General features: G+C 33.0%; 28 protein-coding genes and 2 pseudogenes. 19 read left to right on the forward strand and 11 right to left on the reverse strand.

Annotated elements, in window-relative coordinates:
- Nucleotides 1-34 precede the first annotated feature (34 nt).
- From MKY80_RS10000 to MKY80_RS10020, 5 genes are all read left to right on the forward strand, one after another.
- A complete protein-coding gene (locus MKY80_RS10000) occupies nt 35-1,216 on the forward strand; it encodes a DUF418 domain-containing protein (protein ID WP_090001659.1) in 1,182 nt (393 codons plus the stop codon).
- 442 nt (nt 1,217-1,658) lie between these two features.
- Nucleotides 1,659-3,434: an acyltransferase family protein gene (locus MKY80_RS10005; RefSeq protein ID WP_008175042.1), complete on the forward strand. Its 1,776-nt coding sequence runs from the start codon at nt 1,659-1,661 to the stop codon at nt 3,432-3,434.
- A 42-nt stretch (nt 3,435-3,476) separates the two neighbouring features.
- Entirely contained in the window at nt 3,477-4,169 is a 693-nt protein-coding gene (locus MKY80_RS10010) for a hypothetical protein (protein ID WP_174804736.1), read from the forward strand.
- A gap of 57 nt (nt 4,170-4,226) precedes the next feature.
- Nucleotides 4,227-5,144 (forward strand): LCP family protein, encoded by a 918-nt coding sequence (locus MKY80_RS10015; RefSeq protein WP_008175040.1) that lies wholly within the window; start codon nt 4,227-4,229, stop codon nt 5,142-5,144.
- A gap of 216 nt (nt 5,145-5,360) precedes the next feature.
- On the forward strand, nt 5,361-5,750 hold the full coding sequence (locus MKY80_RS10020; RefSeq protein WP_089984643.1) for a hypothetical protein: 390 nt from the start codon (nt 5,361-5,363) through the stop codon (nt 5,748-5,750).
- 415 nt (nt 5,751-6,165) lie between these two features.
- Here MKY80_RS10020 and MKY80_RS10025 read toward each other — a convergent pair whose 3' ends face one another.
- Nucleotides 6,166-6,303 carry a hypothetical protein gene (locus MKY80_RS10025; protein WP_175487824.1) on the reverse strand — a complete coding sequence of 46 codons (138 nt, stop codon included), beginning with the start codon at nt 6,301-6,303 and terminating at the stop codon, nt 6,166-6,168.
- 449 nt (nt 6,304-6,752) lie between these two features.
- Here MKY80_RS10025 and MKY80_RS10030 point away from each other — a divergent pair, with 449 nt between their 5' ends.
- The 7 genes from MKY80_RS10030 to MKY80_RS10060 all read left to right on the forward strand — a co-directional run bounded on the left by MKY80_RS10030 (nt 6,753) and on the right by MKY80_RS10060 (nt 12,600).
- A complete protein-coding gene (locus MKY80_RS10030) occupies nt 6,753-7,229 on the forward strand; it encodes a CarD family transcriptional regulator (protein ID WP_008175037.1) in 477 nt (158 codons plus the stop codon).
- Between the two features lie 557 nt (nt 7,230-7,786).
- Nucleotides 7,787-7,990: a cold-shock protein gene (locus tag MKY80_RS10035; protein WP_090001655.1), complete on the forward strand. Its 204-nt coding sequence runs from the start codon at nt 7,787-7,789 to the stop codon at nt 7,988-7,990.
- 279 nt (nt 7,991-8,269) lie between these two features.
- Nucleotides 8,270-9,061, forward strand: a complete 792-nt coding sequence (locus MKY80_RS10040) for a PhzF family phenazine biosynthesis protein (RefSeq protein ID WP_043989862.1) — start codon at nt 8,270-8,272, stop codon at nt 9,059-9,061.
- Between the two features lie 158 nt (nt 9,062-9,219).
- The gene (locus tag MKY80_RS10045) at nt 9,220-9,450 is read left to right on the forward strand and encodes an AraC family transcriptional regulator (RefSeq protein ID WP_342532823.1); all 231 of its coding nucleotides are present in this window, start codon (nt 9,220-9,222) and stop codon (nt 9,448-9,450) included.
- A complete protein-coding gene (locus MKY80_RS10050; RefSeq protein ID WP_258954671.1) occupies nt 9,447-9,632 on the forward strand; it encodes a DUF4097 family beta strand repeat-containing protein in 186 nt (61 codons plus the stop codon). Before MKY80_RS10045 ends, MKY80_RS10050 begins: the two co-directional genes overlap by 4 nt.
- A 549-nt stretch (nt 9,633-10,181) precedes the next feature.
- Complete coding sequence (locus tag MKY80_RS10055) at nt 10,182-10,334, forward strand: hypothetical protein (RefSeq protein ID WP_239355067.1); 153 nt, start codon at nt 10,182-10,184, stop codon at nt 10,332-10,334.
- Nucleotides 10,335-10,644: 310 nt separating this feature from the next.
- A complete protein-coding gene (locus MKY80_RS10060) occupies nt 10,645-12,600 on the forward strand; it encodes an AraC family transcriptional regulator (protein WP_342532825.1) in 1,956 nt (651 codons plus the stop codon).
- 762 nt (nt 12,601-13,362) lie between these two features.
- Here the strand turns inward: MKY80_RS10060 and MKY80_RS10065 are convergent.
- Nucleotides 13,363-13,554 (reverse strand): annotated as a pseudogene (locus MKY80_RS10065) (LysR family transcriptional regulator); the annotation flags it as partial.
- A gap of 407 nt (nt 13,555-13,961) precedes the next feature.
- Between MKY80_RS10065 and MKY80_RS10070 the strand changes: the two are divergent.
- Together MKY80_RS10070 and MKY80_RS10075 are read left to right on the forward strand one after the other, a co-directional pair.
- On the forward strand, nt 13,962-14,570 hold the full coding sequence (locus MKY80_RS10070) for a YpjP family protein (protein WP_008175017.1): 609 nt from the start codon (nt 13,962-13,964) through the stop codon (nt 14,568-14,570).
- Between the two features lie 155 nt (nt 14,571-14,725).
- Nucleotides 14,726-14,980: a transposase domain-containing protein gene (locus tag MKY80_RS10075; protein ID WP_275444019.1), complete on the forward strand. Its 255-nt coding sequence runs from the start codon at nt 14,726-14,728 to the stop codon at nt 14,978-14,980.
- 286 nt (nt 14,981-15,266) lie between these two features.
- Here the strand turns inward: MKY80_RS10075 and MKY80_RS10080 are convergent, their stop codons facing one another.
- The gene (locus tag MKY80_RS10080; protein ID WP_107922193.1) at nt 15,267-15,653 is read right to left on the reverse strand and encodes a hypothetical protein; all 387 of its coding nucleotides are present in this window, start codon (nt 15,651-15,653) and stop codon (nt 15,267-15,269) included.
- 735 nt (nt 15,654-16,388) lie between these two features.
- On the opposite strand from MKY80_RS10080, the gene MKY80_RS10085 reads away from it, so the two are divergent.
- Nucleotides 16,389-17,063 (forward strand): serine/threonine protein kinase, encoded by a 675-nt coding sequence (locus tag MKY80_RS10085; protein WP_008175015.1) that lies wholly within the window; start codon nt 16,389-16,391, stop codon nt 17,061-17,063.
- A gap of 212 nt (nt 17,064-17,275) precedes the next feature.
- Here the strand turns inward: MKY80_RS10085 and MKY80_RS10090 are convergent, their stop codons facing one another.
- The 5 genes from MKY80_RS10090 to MKY80_RS10110 form a co-directional block, all read right to left on the reverse strand.
- Complete coding sequence (locus MKY80_RS10090; protein ID WP_239355069.1) at nt 17,276-18,397, reverse strand: endospore germination permease; 1,122 nt, start codon at nt 18,395-18,397, stop codon at nt 17,276-17,278.
- An 11-nt stretch (nt 18,398-18,408) separates the two neighbouring features.
- Nucleotides 18,409-18,654 carry a hypothetical protein gene (locus tag MKY80_RS10095; RefSeq protein WP_089984630.1) on the reverse strand — a complete coding sequence of 82 codons (246 nt, stop codon included), beginning with the start codon at nt 18,652-18,654 and terminating at the stop codon, nt 18,409-18,411.
- Between the two features lie 8 nt (nt 18,655-18,662).
- Nucleotides 18,663-19,847 carry a Ger(x)C family spore germination protein gene (locus MKY80_RS10100; RefSeq protein WP_089984628.1) on the reverse strand — a complete coding sequence of 395 codons (1,185 nt, stop codon included), beginning with the start codon at nt 19,845-19,847 and terminating at the stop codon, nt 18,663-18,665.
- Between the two features lie 30 nt (nt 19,848-19,877).
- The gene (locus MKY80_RS10105) at nt 19,878-21,398 is read right to left on the reverse strand and encodes a spore germination protein (protein ID WP_090001647.1); all 1,521 of its coding nucleotides are present in this window, start codon (nt 21,396-21,398) and stop codon (nt 19,878-19,880) included.
- 161 nt (nt 21,399-21,559) lie between these two features.
- The gene (locus MKY80_RS10110; RefSeq protein WP_258955253.1) at nt 21,560-21,985 is read right to left on the reverse strand and encodes a hypothetical protein; all 426 of its coding nucleotides are present in this window, start codon (nt 21,983-21,985) and stop codon (nt 21,560-21,562) included.
- A gap of 249 nt (nt 21,986-22,234) precedes the next feature.
- Here MKY80_RS10110 and MKY80_RS10115 point away from each other — a divergent pair, with 249 nt between their 5' ends.
- A complete protein-coding gene (locus tag MKY80_RS10115; protein ID WP_008174967.1) occupies nt 22,235-22,450 on the forward strand; it encodes a DUF3955 domain-containing protein in 216 nt (71 codons plus the stop codon).
- A 77-nt stretch (nt 22,451-22,527) separates the two neighbouring features.
- Here MKY80_RS10115 and MKY80_RS10120 read toward each other — a convergent pair whose 3' ends face one another.
- Entirely contained in the window at nt 22,528-22,878 is a 351-nt protein-coding gene (locus tag MKY80_RS10120; RefSeq protein ID WP_008174966.1) for a helix-turn-helix domain-containing protein, read from the reverse strand.
- Between the two features lie 111 nt (nt 22,879-22,989).
- Between MKY80_RS10120 and MKY80_RS10125 the strand changes: the two genes are divergently transcribed.
- Entirely contained in the window at nt 22,990-24,045 is a 1,056-nt protein-coding gene (locus tag MKY80_RS10125) for a zinc-binding alcohol dehydrogenase family protein (protein WP_089984621.1), read from the forward strand.
- 298 nt (nt 24,046-24,343) lie between these two features.
- Here MKY80_RS10125 and MKY80_RS10130 read toward each other — a convergent pair.
- Nucleotides 24,344-24,657, reverse strand: a pseudogene (locus MKY80_RS10130) (manganese catalase family protein).
- A 29-nt stretch (nt 24,658-24,686) separates the two neighbouring features.
- Nucleotides 24,687-25,196 carry a DUF3231 family protein gene (locus tag MKY80_RS10135; protein WP_008174960.1) on the reverse strand — a complete coding sequence of 170 codons (510 nt, stop codon included), beginning with the start codon at nt 25,194-25,196 and terminating at the stop codon, nt 24,687-24,689.
- Nucleotides 25,197-25,694: 498 nt separating this feature from the next.
- Between MKY80_RS10135 and MKY80_RS10140 the strand changes: the two genes are divergently transcribed.
- Together MKY80_RS10140 and MKY80_RS10145 are read left to right on the forward strand one after the other, a co-directional pair.
- Nucleotides 25,695-26,204 carry a mep operon protein MepB gene (locus tag MKY80_RS10140; RefSeq protein ID WP_008174957.1) on the forward strand — a complete coding sequence of 170 codons (510 nt, stop codon included), beginning with the start codon at nt 25,695-25,697 and terminating at the stop codon, nt 26,202-26,204.
- Nucleotides 26,205-26,502: 298 nt separating this feature from the next.
- Nucleotides 26,503-26,892, forward strand: a complete 390-nt coding sequence (locus tag MKY80_RS10145) for a hypothetical protein (protein WP_008174955.1) — start codon at nt 26,503-26,505, stop codon at nt 26,890-26,892.
- Nucleotides 26,893-26,939: the final 47 nt, after the last annotated feature.

Raw genomic sequence — 26,939 nt, forward strand, 5'->3', positions numbered from 1 at the left:
GAGAGTTATATTTGGCTATGGTTATAGCCCCAATATGGAAAAGGAGGAATGTTTATTGTTAATCGAAAATGAAACTCCTGATGGTTCTAAAAGGAGCTCAGGTGGTCTCGGTCGTTTGGTCGCTCTTGATGTTGCGCGTGGATTGGCAGTCTTAGGAATGTATGTGCAACACTTTGCTTTGAATGAAAAGAATGCAGCAATCGTTTCAGGAAATACAACTTTACTATTTGTACTTTGTGGTGGTATTTCTTATTCTCTCATGGCACAGGGAATGAGGGATAAAGGTATAGAAAAAACTGCTTTTAGGTCACGCATGCTAGCACGGGCGGTTTTTATCGATCTTATTGGGTATACTCTCATTATGTTAAATACACCGTTTGGGGTGATATTACCCGCTTATGCAGCGCTTTTTGTACTTGCTTTACCTCTGGTGTACCGTTCGACTCGTGTGCTTGTTACAACAGCAATTTGTTTAATCTTGTTAGGACCACCAGTAATGGTACTTGGAGGGAGTTTGTTTTCTGAAGCTTTTCTTCTGTATGATATTGCCGGGGGTCCAATGTCAGCTTTAGCACTTTCCTCTGTTTTTGTGGCAGGAATGGCTATTGGTCGTCTTGATCTTACTAGTACACATACTGCTCTTTCATTGGCAGGTAGTGGTTCAATTATGCTTATAATTAGTATTATGTTGTCTAAATTTGTACTTCCTGATTTAAGTCAAACCTTTGAAAATTGGCTTATAAGTGTTCAAGGGGTAAACAGTATTGAACTAGACCCGTACGCAATCTGGCCATATAATGTGGAACCACCAATGTGGCACAGTCTACTTTTAACAAGTTCACATAGTGCATCCTCTTTCCAGACGTTGATGGGTCTTGGGGCAGCATTTTTTGCTCTTGGAATAGTTTGTATCATATCCAAAAAAATTTCTAAATTAGTGATTCCTTTCGCCTTAGTTGGACGTATGGCGTTGACGATGTATGCAATTCAGTTTGTTGTGGTATGGGGTATTCAACTAGCTGGCGGTAATTTTAGTCTAGGTGAAATACCATTTGGAGACATGTTAATCGTTATAATAGCATTGGTGGTAGGGTGGTTATTATCTTGCCTTCCTAAAGGTCCACTAGAGGCATCCTTGCGACATTTTGATAGTTTTTTTACCCTACGCAATCAAACCGAAAGGTGCATTAGCAATCACTTGAAAGAAAAAATATAGTATTTATTGCCACAAATAAAGGTTTATTAAAAGGTATAGCAATATACATGAAATAGAAATTAAAAATACACCTCAAAAAAATCATACATTTAAAATAAAGCGATGGGACAGTCTTTTTAAACAAGACTGTCCCATCGCTTTTAATATAAAAACTCGATAAATAAAAAGCAAACTAAATCCATGTAATACATTTCATCACAAAATTCTTTGTACGACAAATTTTAGTGTGTTCGTATGATAACACAAAATTTTAAACTTCCATTTTAGTTTCACATATATCAAATTTAGCTTTTTTATTGTTGTGACAATTTGTTTACAAGTATGTTAAACTTCTGCGATATTCAAACCTTATATTAAAGATGTGGCGTTTGAATGAGAGCAAAAAGGATTTTGATGCCACTGTTCAACCTTCAATAAATAGAGTAAGGACTGAAGTAACAACATGAATAAAATCCAAAATCAAAAAAATAAACACTATATGCCAGGTCTTGATGGTCTTAGAGCTATATCAGTTCTTGCAGTCATAGCATATCATTTAAACCTTAAGTGGGCACAAGGAGGTCTCCTTGGGGTAGGGATTTTTTTTGTTATCTCTGGTTATCTCATTACTGATCAAATTATCAACGAGTGGAAAGGGAAACAAAGATTTAATCTGCTAAATTTCTGGATACGAAGATTTAGGAGGCTCCTTCCAGCTATGCTATGGATGCTATTCTGTGTAGGAACATGGCTTTTAATATTTGATTTAGATAGATTACTTTCATTAAAGGGTCATTTTGTATCAGCTTTATTTTATGTGAATAATTGGTGGTTAATTTTTAACAAAGTTTCTTATTTTGAAAGTTTCGGTCCTCCTTCACCTATTGGACATTTGTGGTCTCTCTCCATAGAAGAACAATTTTACTTTATTTGGCCACTTTTTCTAGTTATCGGATTAACAATAGTTAAACGAAGAAGCGATCTTATCAAATGGATTTTAATAGCTGCAGCTTTATCAGCTATATCAATGGGATGGATTTATGAACCTGGCACTGATCCAAGTAGAGTTTACTATGGTACTGATACTAGAGCATTTGGCTTACTTATTGGTGCAACTCTGGCTTTTATTTGGCCAAGTAAACAATTAAAACAAAGAGATCAAGTTCCATATCAAGCACGACTAATTTTAGACGTAATAGGAGTAGTAAGTTTATTAATAACTCTCATATTAATGGTTTGTACCAACAAATTTAATGAATCACTTTATCCATGGGGATTTGTATTTTTAAGTTTTATTACTGCAATTTTAGTTGCGGTCCTTGCACATCCTGCAAGCATTATTGGAACAATGTTGGGATGTAAACCTTTACGCTGGATAGGGGTTAGGTCATATAGCTTATACTTATGGCATTTTCCAATCATTATTTTATCAAATACAACCAACAAAGAATTTAGTATTACACACATCACAATTCAACTAGTTTTTAGCTTTATTTTGGCATCTTTATCTTACAAGTATATAGAGGAACCCTTTAGGCGAAGAAATTCTAAAGAAAATCCACGTAGCAAATGGCGCTTAAGAAGATATTATATGCGTGCGATATACTTGGCAAGCATTCTTTATAGCTTATTTTTTCTTATTATATTTAGAGTGTATATCACCCAAATTGAATCTAAAGCCACGGCTAATGAAGAGGAAATACTTTATGTAGAGGAAAAAATTGACACTAAGGAAGAAAAGAATGTTTCAAAAAATTTTGTTTATCAGGATGGGGCTGGGATTACAGTCATAGGGGATTCGGTTATTGTTGGTGTTGCTCCTTATCTGGAAGAGTTACTTCCGGGAATCTTGATTGATGGAAAAGTTAGTCGTCAAATGAGTCAAGTGGAAGAAATTATCAAACAGCTACAAACAGAAGGGAGATTAGGCGAAAAGATTATTATTGAGCTGGGAACAAATGGTCCCTTTAATTCAAATCAATTACGTAATTTACTTTCATCACTTCATGATAAGCAAGTTTTTATTGTAAATACACGTGTCCCTAAAGATTGGCAGGATAATGTGAACAAAGTGATTTCAGAGGTTGCTATTGAGTTCCAAAACACGACTATTATCGATTGGTATGCAGCTAGTGAAGGAAAAGAAAATTATTTTTATGAGGATGGAGTGCATTTGAAACCAAAAGGTGCAGAATACTATGCTTCTATAATACTAGAAGCAGTTAAGGAAAATATTTAGGAGAGTTTTTAAATTATATTCACATTAAGAGAGGAAAGTATTATGTATAAATTAAAAGAGAAGAAACAAACAAAAGGTAAAAAGAAACTAATCCTTGTACTAGCACTATTGCTCATTTCCATTGGCATTGTTAGTTATGGTATGAATAAAACCGTTCCGACAAATAAATCCATAGAAGAAGTAAAAGCAACTCACATTGAGGAGATTCATGACAAGGTGGAAGTGGAGGGGAAGACGGAAGTTTCAAAAAATGTTAATACTCAAGATGTGACAGGGGTTACTGTTATTGGGGATTCGGTCATTGTTGGTGTCGCTCCTTATTTAGAAGAGTTACTTCCAGGAATCTTAGTTGATGGAAAAGTTGGTCGTCAAATGATACAGGGGGAAGAAACTATTAAACAGCTACAAACAGAAGGGAAATTAGGTGGGAAAATTGTTATAGAGCTTGGGACAAATGGCCCCTTTACTTCAAACCAATTACGTAATTTACTTTCCTTACTTAGCGATAAGCAAATTTACCTTATAAATACACGTGTCCCTAAAGAATGGGAGGAAACTGTAAACAATACGATTTCAGAGGTTGCTCCTGAGTTTAAAAACGCAACTATTATTGATTGGTATGCAGCTAGTGAAGGAAAAGAAAATTACTTTTATCAGGATGGAGTACATTTGAAACCAGAAGGTGCTGAATTCTATGCTTCTTTGATTCTAGAAACAATAAATGAAAATAATTAATGATGTATGTTTTCAAAGATTACTTACACTAAGTAAATAGTAAGGACAGTGAAGTATATGTATAAATTAAAAGAGAAGAAAAAATTGAATATCAGAAAGATAATAATACTTGTGCTAACTCTATTTATTATTTTTGCTGGTTTAGTTAGTTATGGGATCTATAGAACTGTAGCACAATCAGTTGACCATATTTATAAACCTTTGAATAAAGACAAGGATAATGATAAACAACAGCAAAATAAAACTAATATAGAAAATTTAAAACCCCTCTCATTTTTACTACTAGGGGTGGATGAGCGACCAAATGATGTTGGTCGTTCTGATTCTATGATAGTAGTTACTGTTAATCCTAAATCAGAAATATCAACAATGGTAAGCATTCCACGTGATACGAGAGTTTATAATCCTATGAAAAATTCTTATAGTAAAATAAATGCGGCTTATGCTTATGGTGGAGTGGAAGGAACAGTCCAGGCTGTTGAACAATTTTTAAATATTCCTATTGACTATTACATTAAGGTTAATATGGAAGGTTTTAGGGATATTGTTGATGCGGTTGGTGGAGTGACAGTAAATAATAAATTTGCTTTCACTCTTGAAGATGTGTTTATACCTGAGGGAAAACAACAAATAAATGGTCATGTTGCTCTTAAATATGTTCGAATGCGGAAAGAAGATCCTCTTGGAGATTTCGGTAGGCAAACAAGGCAAAGAGAAGTGATAAGTAAAATTATTGAAAAGGGTACTGAATTTTCTTCATTGGTAAAATATCCGAAAATATTAAAAATATTAGAAAAAAATGTACAAACAAACTTAAAACTAGAACAACTAATTGATATTCAAAAAGCATATAAATCTGCTGCTCAAATAATAAAGCAAATAGAGATCAAGGGTGAGGGAAAGACAATAGATGGTATTTGGTACTACATTGTAAATGATGATACAAGGTTAGAGATTTCAGATGAGTTAATGTAAAATATTTGAAGTGGCATATAAAAACAACGTGTAAATATCTCAACAACTACTTTAGAAGTGAGACAAAATGTGTAAAAAAAGAATCTTCTACCGAAAACGGATTTGGAGAAAAAAGCTCTAGAATCTGGAGAAATCCCCAAAAAAGATTGGTGCCGAACTTGCTAATGTTATTTAAAAATCTTTAGAAGATGCGTAAAAGATAGGTTGGTATAAGTTATGACTGAAGAGAAGAAAGAGGCTAAAAAACATCAAATTGATTATAACGTTATATATGTGCACGTCTACTCAACAGGTGAACAGTTAATATGTAGTTTTGATAAGCCCCATCCAACAATGGAACGACCAACGTTCAAGCAAGCTATGCGTGTAACACCTAATTACGTTGCATTTGCTGAAGAAGGCGATACACTTATATTTTCAGATATGACTATTATAATCAAAGAAAATTTGAAAAACGAAGGATTGGATGAAGACTTTCTTGATACATTAACAACAGCTGGGGATGCCTTTAAAGAATGGCGTAGACTGTTAAATAGGTTGGAGAGTAAAGAACGTTTACAATTCCTAAAAATGGTTTACAATGAAGGCTTTAAGAATTGTAAATAAAACAATGAAAAGATAAAGGTAAAAGAAAGAGAAGCGCAAACAACGGGAGTGTACTCACACTCCCAAAAAACTTTGTTTTTGATTTGGTAGGTGATTTCTACGAACTTTACAAATATTTAGCCTAGAAAAATATGCAGCTATATTAGTTGTCGCTTTGCTCTCCAAATTATTAATATTCTAAAAAAATATTTGAAGATGATGCTTTTGTAGAAAGAGTACATTCAGATATCGAGCCAATGTATTTTGCGTTAATATACATTGTAAAGAAAAATGAAAAACCCCAACAAAAGACTGCGTATAACAGGCTTTTGAGGGCTTTGTAGGGTACATATTACAAAATAAAAAAAATTAGTCCGTGAAACATTAAATAAATGGCAAAAATATTGATTTATCAACGTTTACACGGACTTTTACATTAATTAGCCCCACTGCTAGCCCCAGTTCCGCATTCCAAACTTCTACTGAAAACTTCCACTGCTTGTTCTTCTAACTCTTTCATTACATGGAAACCAGCTTTTAAAATCGTATCTCTAAATATTTTATGAATGGCCATGCAATAGGTTATTGAATTTATTTATAAATACAAATAACTGAATGTCAAGTTTGCCATGTTTCAATAAAATTTGTTTACACCATACTTGGTATTTTTTTAATAGATCAATTACAAGATTATCCACCAAAATTCTTCGATAACTATTTTTAGTTTTCGGGGTACGCGTACCAATATCATCACGTGTACGTTCTATTGTAATTATATTATTTAACCTCGTATAATTGAGTGTCGTCTATCCTCTCATACGATAATTTTCCGCTAAAAAGTACTGTAGTTTGGTTTGAAAAATGAATTTAATAATATTCTTCTTGAACTAACAGTTAAAGGGATACAGAGTCCTCTTTCTGATTTTTAAATAAAAAGTATTTGACAAATAAAATATATTTATGATATTATTAAAAAATTTGATAATAAACAATTTATATGTTAAGGTTAAGAAGATTACCATATTGGAGGTGGATTATTTGTTCGAAATTGGCGATAACATTGTTTATCCAATGCACGGAGTAGGTATAATTAAAGCTATAGAAGAAAAGGAAATCTCAGGGGAAAAGCAACAGTATTATGTCATAAAAATGTTAATCGGTAATATGCAAATCATGATTCCTACAGGTAAAATATTGAGTTCTAGTATACGCCCTGTTACTGACATAATTGCATTAAAACACATCATAAACATTTTTCAACATGGAGAATCAGATAGATTACTGCCTTGGAAACAAAGGTATAAAGTGAACACGGACAAAATAAATACGGGTAAAATACAAGAATGTACTGAAGTTGTACGTGATTTAATTCGTATGAAGAAAGAACAAGGACTTAATTCAAGCGAAAAAAAAATGTTAGATAACGCACATGAATTTTTGATTAGTGAACTAGTATTAATTAAAGGGATTACTGTAAATCAAATAAAAAGTTTCTGTTAAGGTTAATTTAAGATAATGTATTACATTTTGCGTAAATATTCTGAATTTTTAGGGAATATGTTTATTATTAAAAGTAAATCATTTTAAAGACATTCAACTTCTCCCACTCACCTTTAGAGCATTAACCTCTTTTGTTCTACAATTTCATCAATTTTTATTATTTAAATTTCTTTTACGAAGGTTTGAAGTTTCAAAAAATAACTTTATAAAATAGTCACCTGATTTTTGCAATCCTGATTCACACTGGCACGGACAAGGAGCCATAAGGATGAAAGAGAGGTAGGGGTTTCATTGTTTTAGGTATACAATATATTATTTAAGTCATTTTTTCTAGAAGAAAAAACAATCAATCTCACCTCTATACTTTAAGAATTTTTTACATCTACATAGACGGTCAGTGGATTTTTCTATGTATTTACATTTTATTTAAAAAATATTCTTCTTAAAAAGAATTATTTTTGTTCGATGTAAAGGATTTGTAACTTTTCATCTTGATGATCACTGAGAGCATGGATAGTATTACATTGTGTGTGTTTACATACTAGGAGGCAAAACAAATGGAAAAAGGTAATGTAAAATGGTTTAATGGCAAAAAAGGCTTCGGATTCATCGAACGTGAAGGTGGAGACGACGTATTCGTTCATTTCTCAGCGATTCAAGGCGAAGGTTACAAAACCTTAAAAGAAGGTCAAGCAGTGACTTTTGATGTGGAGGAAGGTCAACGTGGACCTCAAGCTTCAAACGTACGTACAGCTGCTTAATTTTACAAAACAGGGAAGGCAGGCTCTTTTATGAGAGTCTGCTTCTTTCTAGAAACACTATTTACTCAATTAAAAGGCAATTAGAATTGGATGTAGATTTGAAAAAAAGTCATGACGTTAATAAATAGTTTTAAGTAAAATCCTGTGTTGGTATGCAGGATTTTTTATTGTTCCACAAACTGGCCATTTAATTTAACAATACCTTTAAAGAAAAATGGATATTTATGTTAAAATATAGATAAGAATATGAAGCTATTAAATTTAGGGATGGGACGGCATATGAATAGCCAATTTTATTTTATCAATGCTTTTACAAAAGAAAAATTTAAGGGAAATCCTGCAGCAATAGTTTTCTTAAGAGAGAAAAGATCAGAAGAGTGGATGAAATACTTAGCAAAAGAACTCAATCAACCTATTACAGCTTTTATTTCAAAGGAAAATGGAAATAACTATCAACTTAGATGGTTCACACCGACTAAAGAGATTGATTTATGTGGGCATGGTACATTAGGAGCTGCTCATATTTTATGGAGTGAGGGTTTTTCTTCATCAGAGTCAACAATTAACTTTTATACTCAATCAGGACTTCTTCAAACTGAGCTATTTGAACAACAAATAATTCTAAAGTTTAATTTAAAAGAATCAACTCAAACAGAAGTGACTGAGAAATTAAAACGTGTTATTGATTTCCACATAAAAGATGCTGCTTGGGCAGAAGATCGGTACATTTTAGAACTGGAAAACCATGATATGGTTCATAACGTAATGCCTAATTTGGATGCAATTCGAGAACTAGAGGGTCCAGGTATAATTATTACTAGTCGTGGATTAGATAAGTATGACTTTGTATCAAGGTATTTTGCTCCAAAGATAGGAATTAACGAAGATTACGTTACAGGCTCTGCACACTGCGCATTAGCTTCATATTGGAGTGGTCTCTTAAATAAGAAAGAATTTACAGCATATCAGGATTCAGAGCGCGGGGGTGAAATAAAACTAAAGATAAAAGGAGAAAAAGTTGAGTTAATTGGGGACTGTGTAACTTTACTGAAAGGACATTTATATAATTAGCTAATCTTCCGTAATAGGGCGCGATTATTTAAGAACGCGTCTTTTTCTTTTAAAGGACCCTATTGTTGCAGATATAAAAAGAGGCTGACATTACATCAACCTCTTTTTAATGATTTTTAGGATGCAGCGATTACTTCGCAAGATATATCAAAAAGCGAATGAAGAACTTTGATATCCTATATTTAAAGGAGGTGCCTTCGTTGTATAACCATGAAATTATAATTAAGAAAATTATTTTGTATGGGGAAGAAAACCTACATGAACCACTACCCTTGGAAAATATTGCAGCACAATCAAATTTTTCAAAGTATCACTTTCATCGAATATTCCAATCCACGATTGGCATGACAGTAACTGAATATATTCGGTTAAGGGAGATATTACAATAGCATATAAAGAAACACCCAAATCATTAGAGCTTACAGCGAACAGTGAATCATCCGACATAAGTGTAAATTTAGAAGGTTATCAGAAAGAAAAACATACAGATAAATTAAAAAAAGGAAAGATTGGAGAAGCCTCAAACAAATTAGAATTAATTAGCAAAGAAGGTGTAATAACTATAAAATAAAAACTTACAATCTGTGTGGTTAATAAATAATGTTAAGACGAGAACTTGAACAACAGGGACCACATTTATCTACTGGGATTGATATTAGTGAGAGCCATTCTATCTGTCGTTATATAAAAAAACAATTGCAATTGCTGAATTAAGAAGTTGGAAAAAAAACAATAAAAGGAAGTTCAGGCATTTGAATTCAAATAATATAAAGTGAGGGCCAGATTGTTGAGGAACGTTTTCAATAAAATTGGATTTTATTGTTGATTTATAGAGTAAGATTATGAAGTTTCTCATTTAAACTAACGGCGCAGAATAGTTGAAGAAGAACGACTTTTTGTTATTGATATATACTTAAGTATTGAGGTAGCAGCAGTAAATGTTGCTACCTTTTTTATTCTTTGGAGATTCATAAATAATAATCTGTAACGTAGTAAAAGAAGAATATTTGAATGGTTATATTTTAATTTGTGGTAGAAAAACTTTTTAAGTTAGTAGTACGTCAAAATCAATAGAGTGCGCTTATAATGAATTTTTTACCTTAAGGAGAGGTTGTAAAAGATGAATAAAACAGATTTAGGAACAAACATCGCAGATTTTGTGATGCAGAATAAAGAGAAGTACTACAGACTGGCTTACCAGTATGTGCAAAATAGGGACGATGCACTTGTCGGGCGCGTTTCTGTAACAAGAATTAGCGCTCGTTTTAATTAAAGGGCCAGATTGTGGAGGAGGTAATCTCGCATTAATAGTGGTGAACCGTACCATAAGTAAGTGCATTTTTTGAAAAATAGAGACAGCACACTTGGTGGAGCAGTATTTTACTGCTGCGGTAAAATAAATATAAAGGGGCGTAGAAGTTTTTTTGAAACCATAATAAATTACATCCAACACTTTAATGTACTGTTCTTGACATAACTTGAAACGAAAATCAAAATGATTATCATAACTGATTAAATTGTAATAGCATAGGAAGGAGCAATCTAATGGACTGGGTAGATAGTATTCGTTACATGGTTTTATTATGAATATAGGTGAACAAATTCAATTGTGGAATCAAGTTGTCATTCGTGTACTGGACGTTCGAATTAAACGAATAGGGCGAGGCGATGTGATTTATGATTATGTAACACCAGCAAGCATGTTTATGTTTGTTGCAAATGGACATGCTGAACTGTGGGTAAATGATGAAGTGTGGCTATCCGAAAGGTTTCATTTACTACATATTGGTAAGGGGCAGCGGCTAACGGTTCAAACTACTGATTTTCTTGATCTCTATATGATTTTATATAATGCTTCTTTACCTGCTTCCGCAATGCGAGAGTTTCATATGATGATGCAAACAGACAATCCATTTATGAAAAGCTGGGCAGTGTCCCCCTCCGAACCACTTTTTATGTTGGAGATGCTAGAATCTATGTTTGCAGACTGGCAACAAATTAACAATAAACAGGTAGACAAAGAGAATAATCTAAAGAATGACCACGAATTGATGAGACTGAAGGCCAAAGGGGATTTCATCCGTTTCGTACATGCAGCGTTACAGGAGCGGATGGAGCATGTACATGCCCCATCGCTAACCGAACAAGTTGTCCGCTATATCGCAAAAAATTATTGTGGCATGATTTCCATGGAGCAGCTGGCCCAGCAAATGAATTACACTCCGCAATACATTTCGAGGAAATTCAAAGAACAGATGGGATGCAGTCCACTTGATTATACGATACGCTTACGTATAGACTTAGCGCGAAGGTTACTGTGTGATACCGAAGCGACACTACAGGAAGTAGCTGCTTATGTTGGTTATCCTGACACTATCTATTTTAACCGTATGTTTAAGAAGCAAACAGGTATAACACCAGGGGAATACCGCAAGCAATATCAGGATATAGGTTCAAAAGATACAATGAATTGGACAAAATTGTCCATTGTTGCTCCACATCCAGCAATGTATCATTTAATTGATAGTGATATTCATTATCAATTAATGCTAGATGGAGGAAATGATATGGCAATTAGAAAGAAAAATCTGTTAGCAATGGCGCTATTGTGTCTAACTATGGTCACATCGGGATGTGGGACATCATCAGAAGGGGCAAACGAAAATAGTGACTCAACTGAATCGAATCAAAGTAAGTCTGAAGCACCTGCCAACATTCAAATGCGAACAATGACAACGGCACTCGGAGATGTGAAAGTGCCTGCCCAACCACAACGTGTAGCGGCACCTGCCTATTTAGGAACCGTGTTGGCACTTGACGTCCAACCAGTTGCATCTGTTTCTTTTTTAATGGATAGTCCATACATAGAAGGGATGCTTGACGGTGTGACAGATGTGGGAGATTCGCTAGAAGCACTGGTTCAATTGAAACCAGATTTAATCATTACCCAACTGAATCAAGAAGAAGCAGTAGAAAAATATTCGCTGATTGCGCCAACTGTGGCTATGCCTTACAATAGCTTTGAAACGATTCAGGAGGAAATACGTTATTTTGGTGATTTATTAGATAAAAAGGATGTCGCTGAAAAATGGATTACCAATTTTGAAAGTCACACAAATAAATTACGTGAAGAAGTTCAACATGTACTTAATGAGGGAGAAACAGTGTCTGTCATGCAGGAATACGATGGAAAAGTATTCTTATTTGGACCGAAATCTGGGCGTGGCGGTCGAATTATGTATGAAATATTAGGTGCAACTCCACCTTCAACTGTGCCAGAACACATGCTAGCAGAATCATTTTATGAGTTTTCGTTAGAAATGCTTCCTGAGTATACAGGTGATTATTTGGTTTTAACAACTAAATCGACGTTAGAGGAACTGCAGGCTGATCCGATTTGGGGTAACTTACCTGCAATTCGAGATGGAAAAGTATACTTGTGGAACGAAAGTCAGTCATGGTTTCGAGACCCGATTGCTGTAGAAGGGCAAATAGACAACTTAGCTAAATGGATTATTGAAGCTACCAAAACAAAATAAAAGTGTAGCTAAAGAACGTCTGTGATATATAAATATCAAACATTTAGAAAAGAGACATTTTCGATTTTGGAAATGTCTCTTTTATCATGTCTTTTCAAAATATAATGTAGATACCCCTATAGTCCAAATGACAAATCATATCTATTTAATAAGTGAAGGATTGTATAAGAGTTCAATGAAACAGTATTTAGAATCAACACCTTTAAAACGATTTATCCAATGTTTTAAACGTGAATGTAGTCCGTTCACAATAAAAATTGGTTTAAAAAAGCAAAAAAAATTTATTAAACGAGAAAATTGTTAGTATTTATACTACCTAAAATTGATATAGAAATACATGAGAAAACGCTATTAATAATAAAAAATAGTTATTCAACAATCGGGCGCGTTTGTTGAACAACATAGCTGAAAAATGATTATTCCAAATTTACACCGAGTACTATTACCAGGCGTAGAAATTGTATTTACATCAGACTTTGACAAATTTGCAATATATGCTTTATCATATCGCCCTAATATGGTGCGATATTTGTCTTTCTAATGTCTATAACATCTCAAATTTGATAGAATTACGAGAGTTTTGTACTGTATGATGGTGAAGAGGTGAGTACACATGTGGAAGAAGCTAACGAGTTGGATCTGTATAGTACTATCAATTTCGATTGATTACTTCAGTTAAAAAGAGCAAAGTTTTTCCTCATTCTTTTTCATCTAATTCTCTGTTTCTTCCCAAAGAAAAAGTATTTTTTTATATTGATGCTATAATTTTTCTCCATATCTTGTTAATTTTACTCCCTTTGAATTTCTGATAAACAGTTCTTGGTGATAATGTGATTCAATCTTTTTTATTTTTGCAGTCATATTGGATTGAAGGTGATTTAGTTCAATTGAAGCTCCTGAAATGCTTCTTAACTCCGCCACCATAACAAATGCTTTCATGTTTTCTATAACCACTTTGAGTTAATACGTATTACTAAATTAAAAAATTTTGCTTACACGCCGCTAAGAATTATTAATAATATTAGCCCCAACTTTGTACATTATTTTGCGTTAATATGCATTGTAAAGAAAAATGAAAAACCCCAAAAGACTGCATATAACAGGCTTCTGAGGGCTTAATAAAGTGCTTATTACAAAATAAAAAAATTAGTCCGTGAAACATAAAGATGATAAGTAACCTAACATTAATAAAAGTCCAATACCCATTACGATGCTCATGCTTTGTACCTCCTTTAAAAAACCGACACATTATTCATAAATATTGTACAATGAATTATAGAAATATGAAACCTTTTAATGGCGAGAACGTATATAATAATAGGAGAATTACCAATTTGTACATAAAGAGTAGGTGATACTGAATGAAAACGTGGGTTAAAAAAAGTATTGTCATAATGGTTGCGTTTTTAACATTTGGTTTAATTACGCCAACGCATGAAATATGGGAAGCATTCGATCAAAATCCTTCGAATCGTGCATCTATCGGTCCTGCATCGGGGACAAGCACAGCTCTAGCTGCTGAACCTGATTATAGTAGTGACGAGCAGGTTCATATCCAAGAGGAAGAAATTGATTATAATGCCTTGCTTATGGATGCAGCGAGAGAGCAATCATACATAAAGTTTGGTACTAAAATTGGTCCTAAAATTAGCCATGAATTTGACAACATCATCTTCCCAAAAATGGAGGAGGCGATTGCCATGACTGTCGCTAGTTTGGACGAGCAATCCTTAGCATCTTTAACCATCTCTGAAAAGCCAAGTGGTAATTATGGTGAGAAAATTTTCAATGTAATCAATAACGATACAGGATCAGATGTCATCCGCTTCCATGTACGTACTGAAAAAAGACCTCAGGAAGGCTATTATTACAACTTCCACTATCACAGCGTCGAGGACGACTTCATGGCACACTATAATCTAGGCGATATTTACTGGGAAAAAAACACACCACCGAAGTGGTTGTCATAAAAAACGTAAAACACTCGTTTATATAGCGAGTGTTTTTTTGTAGGGAAACGTTGATATATCAATGTTTGTTGTGGTTCGTTAAGTAATAAGTAATATGAAAGGGTGAGAGGGGTGTTAGGGAATAGTACGTACCCCAAATTGTACCCTAAAATCATCTGTTCGATGGTCGAATTGAGATGGATAATAATCAAGCCGAAAATGCGATTCGTCGCAAGAACTGGCTTTTTTCTGTTAGTGAAGCCGGTGCTAAAGCAAATGCCATCTGTTTGAGTTTAGCAGAAACAGCCAAAACAAACGGCATTGATTTCTATCGGTACCTTGTGAAGCTATTAACGGAGCTACCAAATTTATCGATTCAACAACAGCCAGAGATCTTACAAGATTACATGCCTTGGTCGAAAAATATCTAACCCACATGTTTAAAATAGCCCAGCTATCTGAAAAAAACTCAGATAGCTGGCTATACGTCGTGCGTACCAAGAAGGTGCGCTAATTTTTGTATTTCAGGCTTACGCTTTATCAGCAACTAGCATTAAGGATAACATTGTAAAACAGATGATGGAGTGATGCAGAGGCTTCGTGCCTTATATGAATTTATTGCCACAATCTTTGGATTGTGGCAATAAGCAATAAATAAGGATTTTTAAACCTCGCAAATTAATAATCAATTCTAATCAGGGTTTTTACTGTTCGTCCTCAAATACCTGTTTTATATTTATAAATATTTTTTTCTTTTTCAAAAATAGAAGTATTATGTTCATATTTTTTGGGATTAGATAACTTTTCAAGCTCTTGTATCAACATATCCTCTAAATCTATGGACTCTTTCATGTTTTCTGAGGTTTGTTTAACCTCCTTAACAAGTAATCTAACTAATTTTTGTCCATTCGATTTCACAAGATATGTCCGTATATAACCATCTTCATATCTGGTTTCAAATTTAGGTTTGATATTTTTCTCGTTTTCGTCTTTGTCTTTATGTATATTTTTAATTCCAAATAAATCTAAGAGACTTTCATTTTTTATATTTTTATTTACCTCTGTTTTCAAATAATTTAATGTATTACTGGCTTGAATTTGCATTAATAATTCTCCTTAATTACAAAATATTTTAAGTCAAACACTTTAGTTAAATTTGAAATAGGTTTAATTTAGCATTTTTTATACTTTATTATAACCTTTATAGTTAATAAATGGGGGTTTTTGAAAATTCATTCAGTATTTTTAATATCAGTTTGCTGATGCACAAACATTATAGCATTAATAACTACAATATAATTCTTACAAAAGTAATAGATGTTACATTCGTTATAGATTAGGTACTCAAAAATTTATCTTGTAAAATGGGAGGCAAGATGGTGCGATAAGGTTTTCCTCTCTTGGTATTTATAAAAACCTAAATATTAGGAAAAGACAGACCGACATTGATGATAATATTAATAAATAAGGCTAACAATAGAGCCACATCAAATCACTTTGAAAGTTTTTAATCAAGGTGGTTTAGGGTAAATGTTACTGATGGAGGGCTAAGAGGGTAGAACTGGTTCTTCTGCAGCTAACGAAGCAGTATACTTCCATGAGGAGAAATGTATATGGGAACTTATATTAGTTCCCAACGTTTTAAAATTAAAGAGAAAGTGTAGGTACTTGAGATTTAAGTGTGATATTTAGAATGTGGTGAAAAAGTAGGAAGATAGTACCGCCTAATCTTTAACGGGTGTTAGTTAAAGATCAATGTGTAGACTGAATATTGTTAAAAGCGGTATTGAGTAATTAGATAGCGTAGTTTTCTTCAATGCAAATGATGGGAGAAATGATATGGAAAACGACTGGGACAAAGCTATAGGTTCTCTTTCTAAAATAAAAGTTTTTTCAAATCCAAATAACGAGCCGGTAACCATATGTGGTGAAGCTAATGATTTGAAATGTATAGGTGTTGGTACAGATGCAGCTGTTTTTCAGTCTCTTTCTGTGCCGGCTTATGCATTTAAAATATATGCCAAAGACAAAGTACACAAAGTAAAAGTTGAAGCAACGGTTTATCAAGTATTAGAAGAATCACCTTACTTTTCAACATGTTTTGCTGCATACAACGAATACCTGGTTTTAAGCTACGAAGAAGGAAAAACGCTCTTTGACTGCATTCTTCAGGGTATTCACATTCCAAAACAGGTTATAAATGAGGTGGAGGAAGCAAGAGAATATGTTCGGAAGAAGGGACTTAACCCTCGTGATATTCATTTGAAAAATATTTTACTACAAAATGGAAGGGCAAAAATAATTGATGTCTCTGAATACACACTACAAGGTAATGATCATCGATGGGAGCATTTAAAAAAAGGATATGAGCAATACTATCATTTAATAGATGGAAATTCTGTGCCGTTTTGGTTAGTAGAAACGATTCGAAAGTGGTATAACCAGCGTGGAAAGAATACTTCATTTGAAGAGTTTGCAAAAAATATTTTAAAACTTATGTTAAAAAATAAATGAAATTATGAGTAGTTTAATAACAAGAAGGGGCTAACCTCTTATGATATTGACCATCCACTGATTTTCCTATAAGAAAAGACAGTGGATGGGACATTATTATGATTCATTTTAAGTATGATATATTAATTACTATAAATAAAATCATTATTAAAAGCCTCCAATTGTATAGAGGTTTTTTTTATGCATTTTACCTTATCGTCTATATCATGTTATTAAACGTTTTTAATATCGCTATCTACGTCTTTGTTTTTTAATCTTCTGAACTTAGCTACGAATAGCAGTAATAATGGTAATAAAATAGCAAAAACGGCTATAGCTAGTGGCCAAGTCTGCTGGTTGTATTGATCAGAATGAATGATATTCGCATGAACAATTTGAGAAAGAGCTATGGAAATCAATCCAAGTGGAAGAATTAACGGTCTATGCTCCTTTAGTTTAAGTATGTGACTTAATCCAATTAAAGAAGCATAAAAATACATAAAAGCTCTTACAAATATTGTAACCATCCATATAAAAGCCATAATAATTTCAACGCGTTGTAAAAAGTTTCCTACAGAAACTCTTTGCGCTAATGTATAACTCGGAAATGTTCTTAAAGTAGTATTAGTTACACCTAATACTAATATAGATAAAGCTATAAAAGCTGTTATAATAAATCCTCCAACTATTATTCCAATGTAAAAGCCCTTTTTCCCAGATTCAAGATTATTAATAGCAGAAGGAAAAATCATTAATAGAACAATTAATGGAAATGAAAACAAGCCCATGAAATGTAACACACTATATATTAATGGCGGAATGGATACTTCAAAAACTGGTTGTACATTTTTAATATCTATTTGGGGAGAAACAAAGAACAGGAAAATAATAAAAACAAACAAGAAAATCGGAAACAGTATTTCTAAAGTACGCGCAAAAACTTCTATACCTTGATATGCTGCAAATAGAATAATAAAACTAAAAAGTATAGAAAATACAACCGGCGGCGTTTCCGGCATCACTTCTGTTTGTAAAAAATTCCCAATAAAGTATAGTAGCTCACCTGATGACAGAAGTGTTAACAGCACGAATGCTAAAGATATAATTTTTCCTATAAAGCTCCCCAAAAATTTTTCAGTTACTTCTGTAAGAGAAAGATTCATCATTTTATTGGATAAAGTGATATAAAGCTTTATTAAAAGTAAGCTTAATATTGTACCTATGGTGGCTACAATCCAAGCATCCTGCTTTACTTCCAGCGCTAGGCTTGCGGGAATAATTAATATTCCTGTCCCAACTGTGAAGAAAATAACAAGTATTGTGAATTGACGTGAACTTATCAACTGTTTTTCCATATAAATGCCTCTTATAAGTTATTTTTATTTAACAATGTTTCTTTTAGCAAGTTACTGATTGGTTGGAAAATATACATGATAGGCTCCAATGGGCTGATAATTAGAGCATTAAAAACTACAGCAATATTTAAGAATGTCCCCATGAATAACAAAATAGAGAATGTCCAAATTAATTTAGTGCCACCTTTTTTTAATTTTGGAAGTTCAATAACAACAATAACAATTGAAATTATTAATATGCCTAAGGTGATAAACATAGTCAATTTTACTCCTTTAATTTTGAGTTTTGCAAAGTTCCTAACCCCCGTGTATAGACATTAACCTTAACATTTACTTCTACCTCAGGATAAATGGTTTGCCAGTCGTCTTTAATTTTTCTCCATTCTGTAGGATTAGCACGATGAATCGCTTCTCCAAAGCCAAGTACATCTGCCTGATAATTTTCTTGAAATATATTCAGCACTTGATTAGTATTTTTTTTAATGTGTTTTTCAGTTTGATTATTAATCCAATCGATCGTTTTTATGTCTGTTAAATCAATATCACATTTCACCTCAGCAACATTTTGAACAATATCAATGTTAATGTTTATAGTCGGTTGGCCGTCCTTAAAAATTCCTTTTGTTTTCGTTTTAGATTGAGTAATTTCGGTTGTTAGCTCTCCATCTGAAGGACAGGAGATAATTTCAATTGTTGATTTAATATTGTCGTTTAAATAACTAAAACTTTTACTGTTATATTCATCGATGTAGCCTAATAATTTATCCTCTTTAAAAATGGCGAGGCCCGTAAACTTAAGTTTTACTGGCGTTTCAATTCTTTCAACATTTGTTTGGTCAATTCCTAAAGTTTTATCCCCTAGAACTTCAATTGCTGATAAAACAAAATACTGATCATTTACTCCTAAATCTGTCACTAAATCTTCAACATCGACTTCTAAAGTAGAGCCCCATGCATCTTGCGTGATTTTAAGAGAATTTAACATCCTACTTGCAGGTATTTTTTCTATGGGAGTTAATACATTTAAGACATCCTTTGCAGTTGCTTGCTGAGAGACAATTATAGTAAAGTCATTTCGAATCTCCTGATCTCTTGCTAGAAAATCAACAGAATCTCGTATACCTTTGTCTGCTAATTCTTCTCCAACAACAACTAGCTGTAAATGGGCAAAATATAATTTTCTTGGAGATAAAGCTAATATTTTTCTAACTGCTTCAAATACAGTTTTTCCTTCGGCATGATAAGTAACTACTGGTGCTTGTCCATTAGCCGATTTTAAAGAGACTTGACTAGGATCAATTACTTGTACCGAAATGGCATATTCACCATCAATAAAGTCTATACCTAGCGCAGCGACAAGAGCTAAATCATTTAATTCACGTTTACTCCAACAACCACTAAGAATTAAAATTAGAAAAATCAATGAAAGAACGATTAAGTTTTTCTTCATAATGTAACCTCATTTAACAGTTAATTATTACTAATTTTTACGCCCTCTAACATTATTAATTTGACTGATCAATCGTGGACGTGTGAGTAAGGAACGTCGTGGAAAAATAATGAGCGCATCTTTTTGATCTTTTGGTATTAAAGGTGCAAATGGGCTCATGTATGGAACACCAAAAGAACGCAAACTACATAGATGGATAATCAAAAGCATAATTCCTACAAAAACTCCAAACAGTCCAAACATAGCTGCTAACACCATTAATGGGAAACGTAAAATACGGATAGAATTGGATAGACCATAGGCTGGGAAAAGAAAACTACAAATGGCTGTCAAAGCAACAATAATAACCATTGCTGCTGATACAATACCTGCCTCAACGGCTGCTTGGCCAATGATTAGTGTTCCGACTATAGAGATTGCGGATCCAATCATTCTAGGCATCCTTAATCCTGCTTCCCTTAACACTTCAAATGCAATTTCCATAATTAAAGCCTCTACAAATGCAGGGAAAGGAACACCTTCTCGCTGTGCATATATACTGATAAGTAGGCGTGTTGGAATCATTTCTTGATGAAAAGTCGTTAGAGAAATATAGAGAGAAGGGGCAACCAAGGCAAGGCTGATACCTAAAAACCGAATAAGTCGAATAAATGAACTGACAAAAGCGCTTTGATAATAATCTTCTGCAGATTGTAAAAAAGAAGTGAATAAAGCAGGTACGATTAAAACAAAAGGTGTACCATCTACTAAAATAGCAATTTTACCTTCAAGCAATTCTCCAGCTATAACATCTGGACGCTCGGAATTATAAACAGTAGGAAATATAGTAAACTTTGAATCTTGAATTAATTGTTCAATATAACCACTCTCCAGAATGCCATCTATGTCAATTCTATCTAATCTTTTGAGCACTTCCTTCACTATTTTTTCATTTGCAATACCATTTATATACATAATGGCTATTTCCGTTTGGGTAACTTCACCAATAACTCTTGTTTTTATCCAAAGATTAGGACTTTTTATTTTGCGTCTAATTAAAGCTGTATTGGTTCGTAATGTCTCGGTAAATGATTCTCTGGGCCCTCTAATAACAGCTTCTGTTACCGGTTCTGTGATAGATCTATCTTTAGAGCTTTTTGTACTTGTAGAGATGCCTATAGCAAGTCCCTCTAATAATAAAACGGTTTCTCCACTTAAAATAGCGTTAAACAATGAAGGGAAATCTGAAACATTTTTTATACTCCCTACAGTTAAGCAATATGTTTTTAATCGATCTACAATTTCTTGTGAAGTAGTATCTGATGTTACCTCAAAATCAGAGATAATAGATTCTAATATAAAGTCAGTAATCGAGGTATTATCAGCAAGACCATCTGTATAAATAATAGCTATTGGTACTTCTATAGGTTTACCAATCAAAAATTCACGGATAATAATATCATTGCTGTTACCGATTGAGTTTTTAATAGTTTTGATATTTTTCGGGAGAGATGTAGAAAGTGACGTAATGGTTTTATTTTTTAAGAGATTATCGATTTCTGAATTGCTCACTACAATGTCCTCCTTTAGTTTTCTATTTAATAGAATATGCAATAGATAGTGAGTTTATACTAGATTTAATGAAGAGAGGAAGAGTTTAATAGAATTATGTATTTATTTTTTGATAGAAATAAAAAAGCAGTCAACAAAACTCGTTGACTGTTTTAAAAACTTTAGCTGCTTAAAATAGTAGGTTTATCAAATGAAACAATATCAATTATATGGTCTAAACACACAATCTGATAATGGAATAGCTCCTTGTAGGAATATATATCGAGAGCTATAGTCCCTTTACTTATGAAATCTAAATAAGTTGATTTTGTAAAAAGACGTACTGAGTTACCCAAGAAATTATCTTCTTGATTTACAAAATGAAAAGATTCGTCAAAAACAGAGTAGGCTACATATGTATCGAATTCTAAATGTATGACCGGCAATGTCTTATCAATTTCAATAGGATGGACATCATTAAATGTATTTTCATCAAAACTTACATCCTCGCCTTTTGAACTAATGGAAGCTCTATTAATAGAAATTCTTAAAGAGTTTGTCCCTGGCTCTACTATATTATCTAAAAACAAATAACCTTTCCATTGCATTAAATCTTCATAGTACAAAAAAATCACCCTTCCAAATTAACAATGAGGTTATGGTCATTTTATAGGTAGAATATTAAAATGTCAATTTAAAATAAGTTGAATAGAAATAAAAATTTATTGTTTATCAATAAAAAAAGATTGATTTAGAATATATTTCGGGTTTATAATTGTTACAGCAAGTTGTAGGAAGAAGCAGTGGAAGAATCAAAACTTTTTACATTAAAATATTTAGAATGGAGGAAAAAAGTTATGAAAAAATATATTTTTGCATCAACACCAATTATATTAGGAGTACTTAGTTTTTTAATCTTTATGATGAAAGGGAGTAATGTAGCACCTGATGGTACATTAGAAGAACCATTCTTTCTTATTCCAATAGGATTTTTATTGTTATTTATTGGATTTATATGTGTAGTAGGGGTAGCATTAATTTCGGTTATTAAAAAAACACAATACGTTAAATAATAATATATAAAACAACCAGGTCTGATGTGACCTGGTTGTTTTATATATTTACATATTTATTTTACTCAAAGAAAATATTATTTTTTCAAATTATACTGCTCTCCCCAATCTCTCATAAGTTTTATTATTGGTTCAAGTGTACGACCGAATTCAGTTAGCGAATATTCTACTTTGGGTGGTACTTCTTTAAAGATTTCTCTATGGATTATACCATCCTTCTCTAATTCACGGAGTTGTAACGTTAACATTCTTTGAGTAATATCGGGCATCAAACGTCTAAATTCATTGAAACGCTTCGTTCCTGACATAAGGTGATATAAAATAACACCTTTCCATTTACCACCAATTACCGCAAGTGTTGCTTCAACAGGACATCCATAGGCATCAGGACAAGCTGAATAAGGGTTGATTTGATTACTATCTGTCATTAAAATACCTCCAGATTAATTAGTATAAAAATTGATACTATACAACAAAAATGTGCGTACTTACATTAAATATATCATCGTATTATTATAGCTGACATAAGGAAATAAAAAATGAAGGAAAAAGGAGCAATTTTAATTATGGAAAAAATGAAAGCTGTAGGTTTACATCAATACTTACCTGTTGATCAACCAGAGAGTTTATTAGATTTACAAATTGCAAAGCCAAGTGTTAAAGATAGAGATTTATTAATTAAAGTAAAGGCAGTTTCAGTGAATCCAGTAGATTATAAAGTAAGAACTCCGAAAGAAAAGTTTGAGGACACTCCTAAAATTTTAGGGTGGGATGTGGCAGGCATTGTTGTAGAGTCTGGTCCATTATGTACATTGTTTAAACCAGGTGATGAGGTATATTATGCAGGCGATATAACACGTCAAGGTTGTAATAGTGAATTTCATCTTGTCGATGAGAGGATTGTAGGTCATAAGCCAAAGTCATTAAATTTTGCAGAATCTGCCGCATTACCATTGACTTCAATTACTGCGTATGAGGCCATATTTGATAGAATGAAAGTTAGTAGTTTATCAAATGAAAATAAAAATAAAACAATTTTAATTATTGGTGCAGCTGGTGGGGTAGGTTCTATTGCAATCCAACTAGCTAAATGGGCTGGGCTAACGGTTATAGGTACAGCTTCTAGACAAGAGTCACGTGTTTGGGCTACTGACCTAGGTGCAGACTATATCATAAATCACTATGAGGAATTTATTCCGCAGCTTAAAATAATAGGTTTTGAAGCAGTTGATTATATTCTATGTTTGAATTCGACACAAGAATATTGGGCCAATATGGCCGAGGCTATCGCTCCACAAGGAACAATTTGTTCTATTGTAGAAACAGATGAGCCAATTAATTTGACATTACTTAAAAATAAAAGCGTAACATTTGTGTGGGAGTTTATGTTTACACGATCTATGTATCAGACTGAAGATATGAATGAACAACATAAATTATTAAATAGAATAGCTATTTTAGTTGATAGTAATATTTTAAAAACCACAATATCTGAAATTCTATATCCAATTAATGCAGATAATTTAAGAAAAGCTCACGCTATTCTTGAGAATGGAAAAACTATTGGGAAAATTGTGCTTGAGGGTTTTAAATAAGACATTGTGACTGCCTTTGTTTTTCACCTCCATTGGCAGTATTTTATTCGTGTGATAAATAGAGTGAAGGGCAGAGTAGGCTAACAATCGACTAAATTTAATCGTCATTATTGATGTTTTATTTAAAAGGATTGGTTGCAAGGTTAAAATTAATTTATAAAAGGGCTAAGATTTTTCGCATTTTAAACATTAGATAATGTTCATGTTTGGAATCTAAAACATGCCTTTGATTCAAAGTAATGTTCGGAGATGAGAAAAAGCTGCAACGTCCTCGCACGTTACAGCTTAGATATAGATGTTAATTATTCATATCTTTAAGGCCTATGCTGTGTTCATTTGGCATAACTGGTACTGGGAATCCTTCAGGTGGAGGAGTCACATTTAGATCTCCACCATTTCTACTTGGAGTTTGTCCTTGGAATATTTCACCGATACGAGTTGGATCTAATGCGTTTCTTTGCCTCTAAAATTAGAGCTTTGGAAAAAGTATTGCATCATGGTTCTCATTTCCCCATAATGACCACCTAGTATTTCTTGCATGACACGTGCTGCTTGTGGATCTGGTATGTCAGGTTTAATAATGTTAATTAATTCTTCTTTGTAATCATACATTTTAATTCCTCGATTCGGGGAAATTGACTTTATTTTTCAGGGTAATCTACATGCAATGGTGGTGGTACAAGCCAACCTTTATTTTTGTTGAGACGCAGTAGTTTAGCACCGATAAGAGCTTTTGCAGTATGGAATTGGCCATACATTAAAGCAATATCCTCTCGAGTGGAAGTGCCCATTGCCTGACTACATGCAACTAATCCAGCAGCTAGGTCTACTGACAGTGCAGCACTAATTTCTGGATCATTAAATTTAGCACCAGGAGGGATATCTTCCATTCTTGCTACAGGTCGTTCAGGTGAAGCAGGTGGTAAAGCAACACCATTCGTTTTTAGAATTTTTTCTAATTGTTTTACTTCATCCCTACATGTTTCGATGATATCTTCAATAATTTTTTTAAGATCTTCATCCCCAGCGTGATTATAAAACGTTTGATAGCCCGAAATCATACCATAGTCTGCAATTAAACTTAACCAGACACTAAATACTTCACCATAATGCAATGGTTCATCTTTTGGATTTCCACCAAGAATACCCATAATAACACTTCCTTTTCTTGTTTTTCGCCATTAAAAGCAAGGTTAGTATGGATGAAATAATAATTACCATTCAATTTTTAATAAAATATTTAAGGGTTTGAGGTAATAAAATGAACTAAAAAGGACCAACTTCTATACAGAAAGTGATCAAGTAATTAAGTAAATGTTAGGAGCAACAATACCTAGATTTATATTATGTATCCAAAGCTGACTATGATAGGCGGTTACTTTATCAAAAAAAGTCACAGCAAGTGAAATCTCTGCAGTTCCTTTAACGGATTTAAGTATGACTTCCTCAGCCGTTATCTTGATAGAAATAGACATAACTCTTATGCGTTGGTAATGTAGAGAAAGATATAAGTAGTGATATGGTTTACTTACTTGAAACTAATTGTGCAGTGAATCAAAATGAAGAGACTAATATAAAGCTTTGCAATAGCGGTAACAAGTAGGCAGGTGATAAATTGGTATTCGTAGTATTAGATAAGGAGTAAAACTATGAATGAATTTAATGAAATATTAACATATGTAAATGAATTACTTTATGAACCTAATCAATTAATTATAAAAAACATCCGAGAGGAAACTCAAAATTCTGAGTACGGGGCTGGGATATTTCAGTTGAATTCTAAATCTGTTAGATTTAGAGTCGCAAAAATAACACCTACCAAGGTAGGCCAATTTGTTTCCTTTTGGGAAAAGGATGAAGCTAATAAAAACCAAGCATTCTCATATGATAATGCCACTGATTTACTAGTAATAAACACTTTTAATAATAGTGGTGATTTTGGCCAATTTGTTTTTCCAAAAGAAGTTCTTTTAAAACAAAAGATCCTTAAAAACGTTAATTCAAAGGGAAAAATGGCTATTAGAGTTTATCCTAGTTGGGATACTCCTACTAGCAAACAAGCAATAGCAACTAAAAAATGGCAATCACCATATTTTGTTAAAATAGACGCTAGTACTAGTTTTCCAAACCATGAGCTATTAAAATTATACTCCTTCTAAAATTAGATATCTTTAACTGTGTCATTCAAATATTTACTATACATTTCGAGTTCATATATAGCTTATTCAACAATCGGGTGCGTTTATTTAGGAACGCGTTTTTTTAGTGCCAAATTGTGGAGGAACGCAGTCTAAAGTCATTAAATGCAGCATTAAACTATTCGTATAGATTACTTCTATTACCTATAAGAACGAGCTTTTTTAAAAACTCACTTTACAAAGTATATCAAAAGTGTAAAATTACACTTTAATACAACTTATGTATATTTACAATAAAACATAAGATAAATGGAGTGGGATGATGAAGAAGACGATTGTTTTAGGTATATTTGTTGTTAGTTTATCGGTAAATTTTTATATGTTCGGGAAATGGCTTTTTTTGGATCTATGGTACGAGCCAACTGAGGAAGAACAAATTTTTTTAAATCAAATGGCTCAGTTAACAGTTGAGAGCGAGGATTACCAACATATAGCGAAATATTCGAACGTCATTGCCCTTGCACCTTATATAAACAAAAGTACAGGTGGACATTTTCCATTCAATATGGAGATTGAGGTTAAAACCACTAAAAAAACATTTATTTTTACATGTGAGGATGCTACTTGTTCGAAGATGCACATGGGAGGGGAATACCTCACTACTTATACAGATGAAGATTTACTACTGCCCTTTAAAATATCAAATTAAAGTAAAGTCTAAAGTCTCGAATGCTTTTAAAGTATTCGAGGCTACTT

The sequence above is a fragment of the Lysinibacillus sp. FSL R5-0849 genome, assembly GCF_038595075.1.
Taxonomy (GTDB): Bacteria; Bacillota; Bacilli; order Bacillales_A; family Planococcaceae; genus Lysinibacillus; species Lysinibacillus fusiformis.

Coding starts and splice junctions, on each gene's coding strand:
- MKY80_RS10000 (WP_090001659.1), top strand. CDS start 35: ATGGAAAAGGAGGAATGTTTATTGTTAATCGAAAATGAAACTCCTGAT.
- MKY80_RS10005 (WP_008175042.1), top strand. CDS start 1,659: ATGAATAAAATCCAAAATCAAAAAAATAAACACTATATGCCAGGTCTT.
- MKY80_RS10010 (WP_174804736.1), top strand. CDS start 3,477: ATGTATAAATTAAAAGAGAAGAAACAAACAAAAGGTAAAAAGAAACTA.
- MKY80_RS10015 (WP_008175040.1), top strand. CDS start 4,227: ATGTATAAATTAAAAGAGAAGAAAAAATTGAATATCAGAAAGATAATA.
- MKY80_RS10020 (WP_089984643.1), top strand. CDS start 5,361: ATGACTGAAGAGAAGAAAGAGGCTAAAAAACATCAAATTGATTATAAC.
- MKY80_RS10025 (WP_175487824.1), bottom strand. CDS start 6,303: ATGGCCATTCATAAAATATTTAGAGATACGATTTTAAAAGCTGGTTTC.
- MKY80_RS10035 (WP_090001655.1), top strand. CDS start 7,787: ATGGAAAAAGGTAATGTAAAATGGTTTAATGGCAAAAAAGGCTTCGGA.
- MKY80_RS10040 (WP_043989862.1), top strand. CDS start 8,270: ATGAATAGCCAATTTTATTTTATCAATGCTTTTACAAAAGAAAAATTT.
- MKY80_RS10045 (WP_342532823.1), top strand. CDS start 9,220: ATGAAGAACTTTGATATCCTATATTTAAAGGAGGTGCCTTCGTTGTAT.
- MKY80_RS10055 (WP_239355067.1), top strand. CDS start 10,182: ATGAATAAAACAGATTTAGGAACAAACATCGCAGATTTTGTGATGCAG.
- MKY80_RS10060 (WP_342532825.1), top strand. CDS start 10,645: ATGAATATAGGTGAACAAATTCAATTGTGGAATCAAGTTGTCATTCGT.
- MKY80_RS10070 (WP_008175017.1), top strand. CDS start 13,962: ATGAAAACGTGGGTTAAAAAAAGTATTGTCATAATGGTTGCGTTTTTA.
- MKY80_RS10080 (WP_107922193.1), bottom strand. CDS start 15,653: ATGCAAATTCAAGCCAGTAATACATTAAATTATTTGAAAACAGAGGTA.
- MKY80_RS10085 (WP_008175015.1), top strand. CDS start 16,389: ATGGAAAACGACTGGGACAAAGCTATAGGTTCTCTTTCTAAAATAAAA.
- MKY80_RS10090 (WP_239355069.1), bottom strand. CDS start 18,397: ATGGAAAAACAGTTGATAAGTTCACGTCAATTCACAATACTTGTTATT.
- MKY80_RS10095 (WP_089984630.1), bottom strand. CDS start 18,654: ATGTTTATCACCTTAGGCATATTAATAATTTCAATTGTTATTGTTGTT.
- MKY80_RS10100 (WP_089984628.1), bottom strand. CDS start 19,847: ATGAAGAAAAACTTAATCGTTCTTTCATTGATTTTTCTAATTTTAATT.
- MKY80_RS10110 (WP_258955253.1), bottom strand. CDS start 21,985: ATGCAATGGAAAGGTTATTTGTTTTTAGATAATATAGTAGAGCCAGGG.
- MKY80_RS10115 (WP_008174967.1), top strand. CDS start 22,235: ATGAAAAAATATATTTTTGCATCAACACCAATTATATTAGGAGTACTT.
- MKY80_RS10120 (WP_008174966.1), bottom strand. CDS start 22,878: ATGACAGATAGTAATCAAATCAACCCTTATTCAGCTTGTCCTGATGCC.
- MKY80_RS10125 (WP_089984621.1), top strand. CDS start 22,990: ATGAAGGAAAAAGGAGCAATTTTAATTATGGAAAAAATGAAAGCTGTA.
- MKY80_RS10135 (WP_008174960.1), bottom strand. CDS start 25,196: ATGGGTATTCTTGGTGGAAATCCAAAAGATGAACCATTGCATTATGGT.
- MKY80_RS10140 (WP_008174957.1), top strand. CDS start 25,695: ATGAATGAATTTAATGAAATATTAACATATGTAAATGAATTACTTTAT.
- MKY80_RS10145 (WP_008174955.1), top strand. CDS start 26,503: ATGATGAAGAAGACGATTGTTTTAGGTATATTTGTTGTTAGTTTATCG.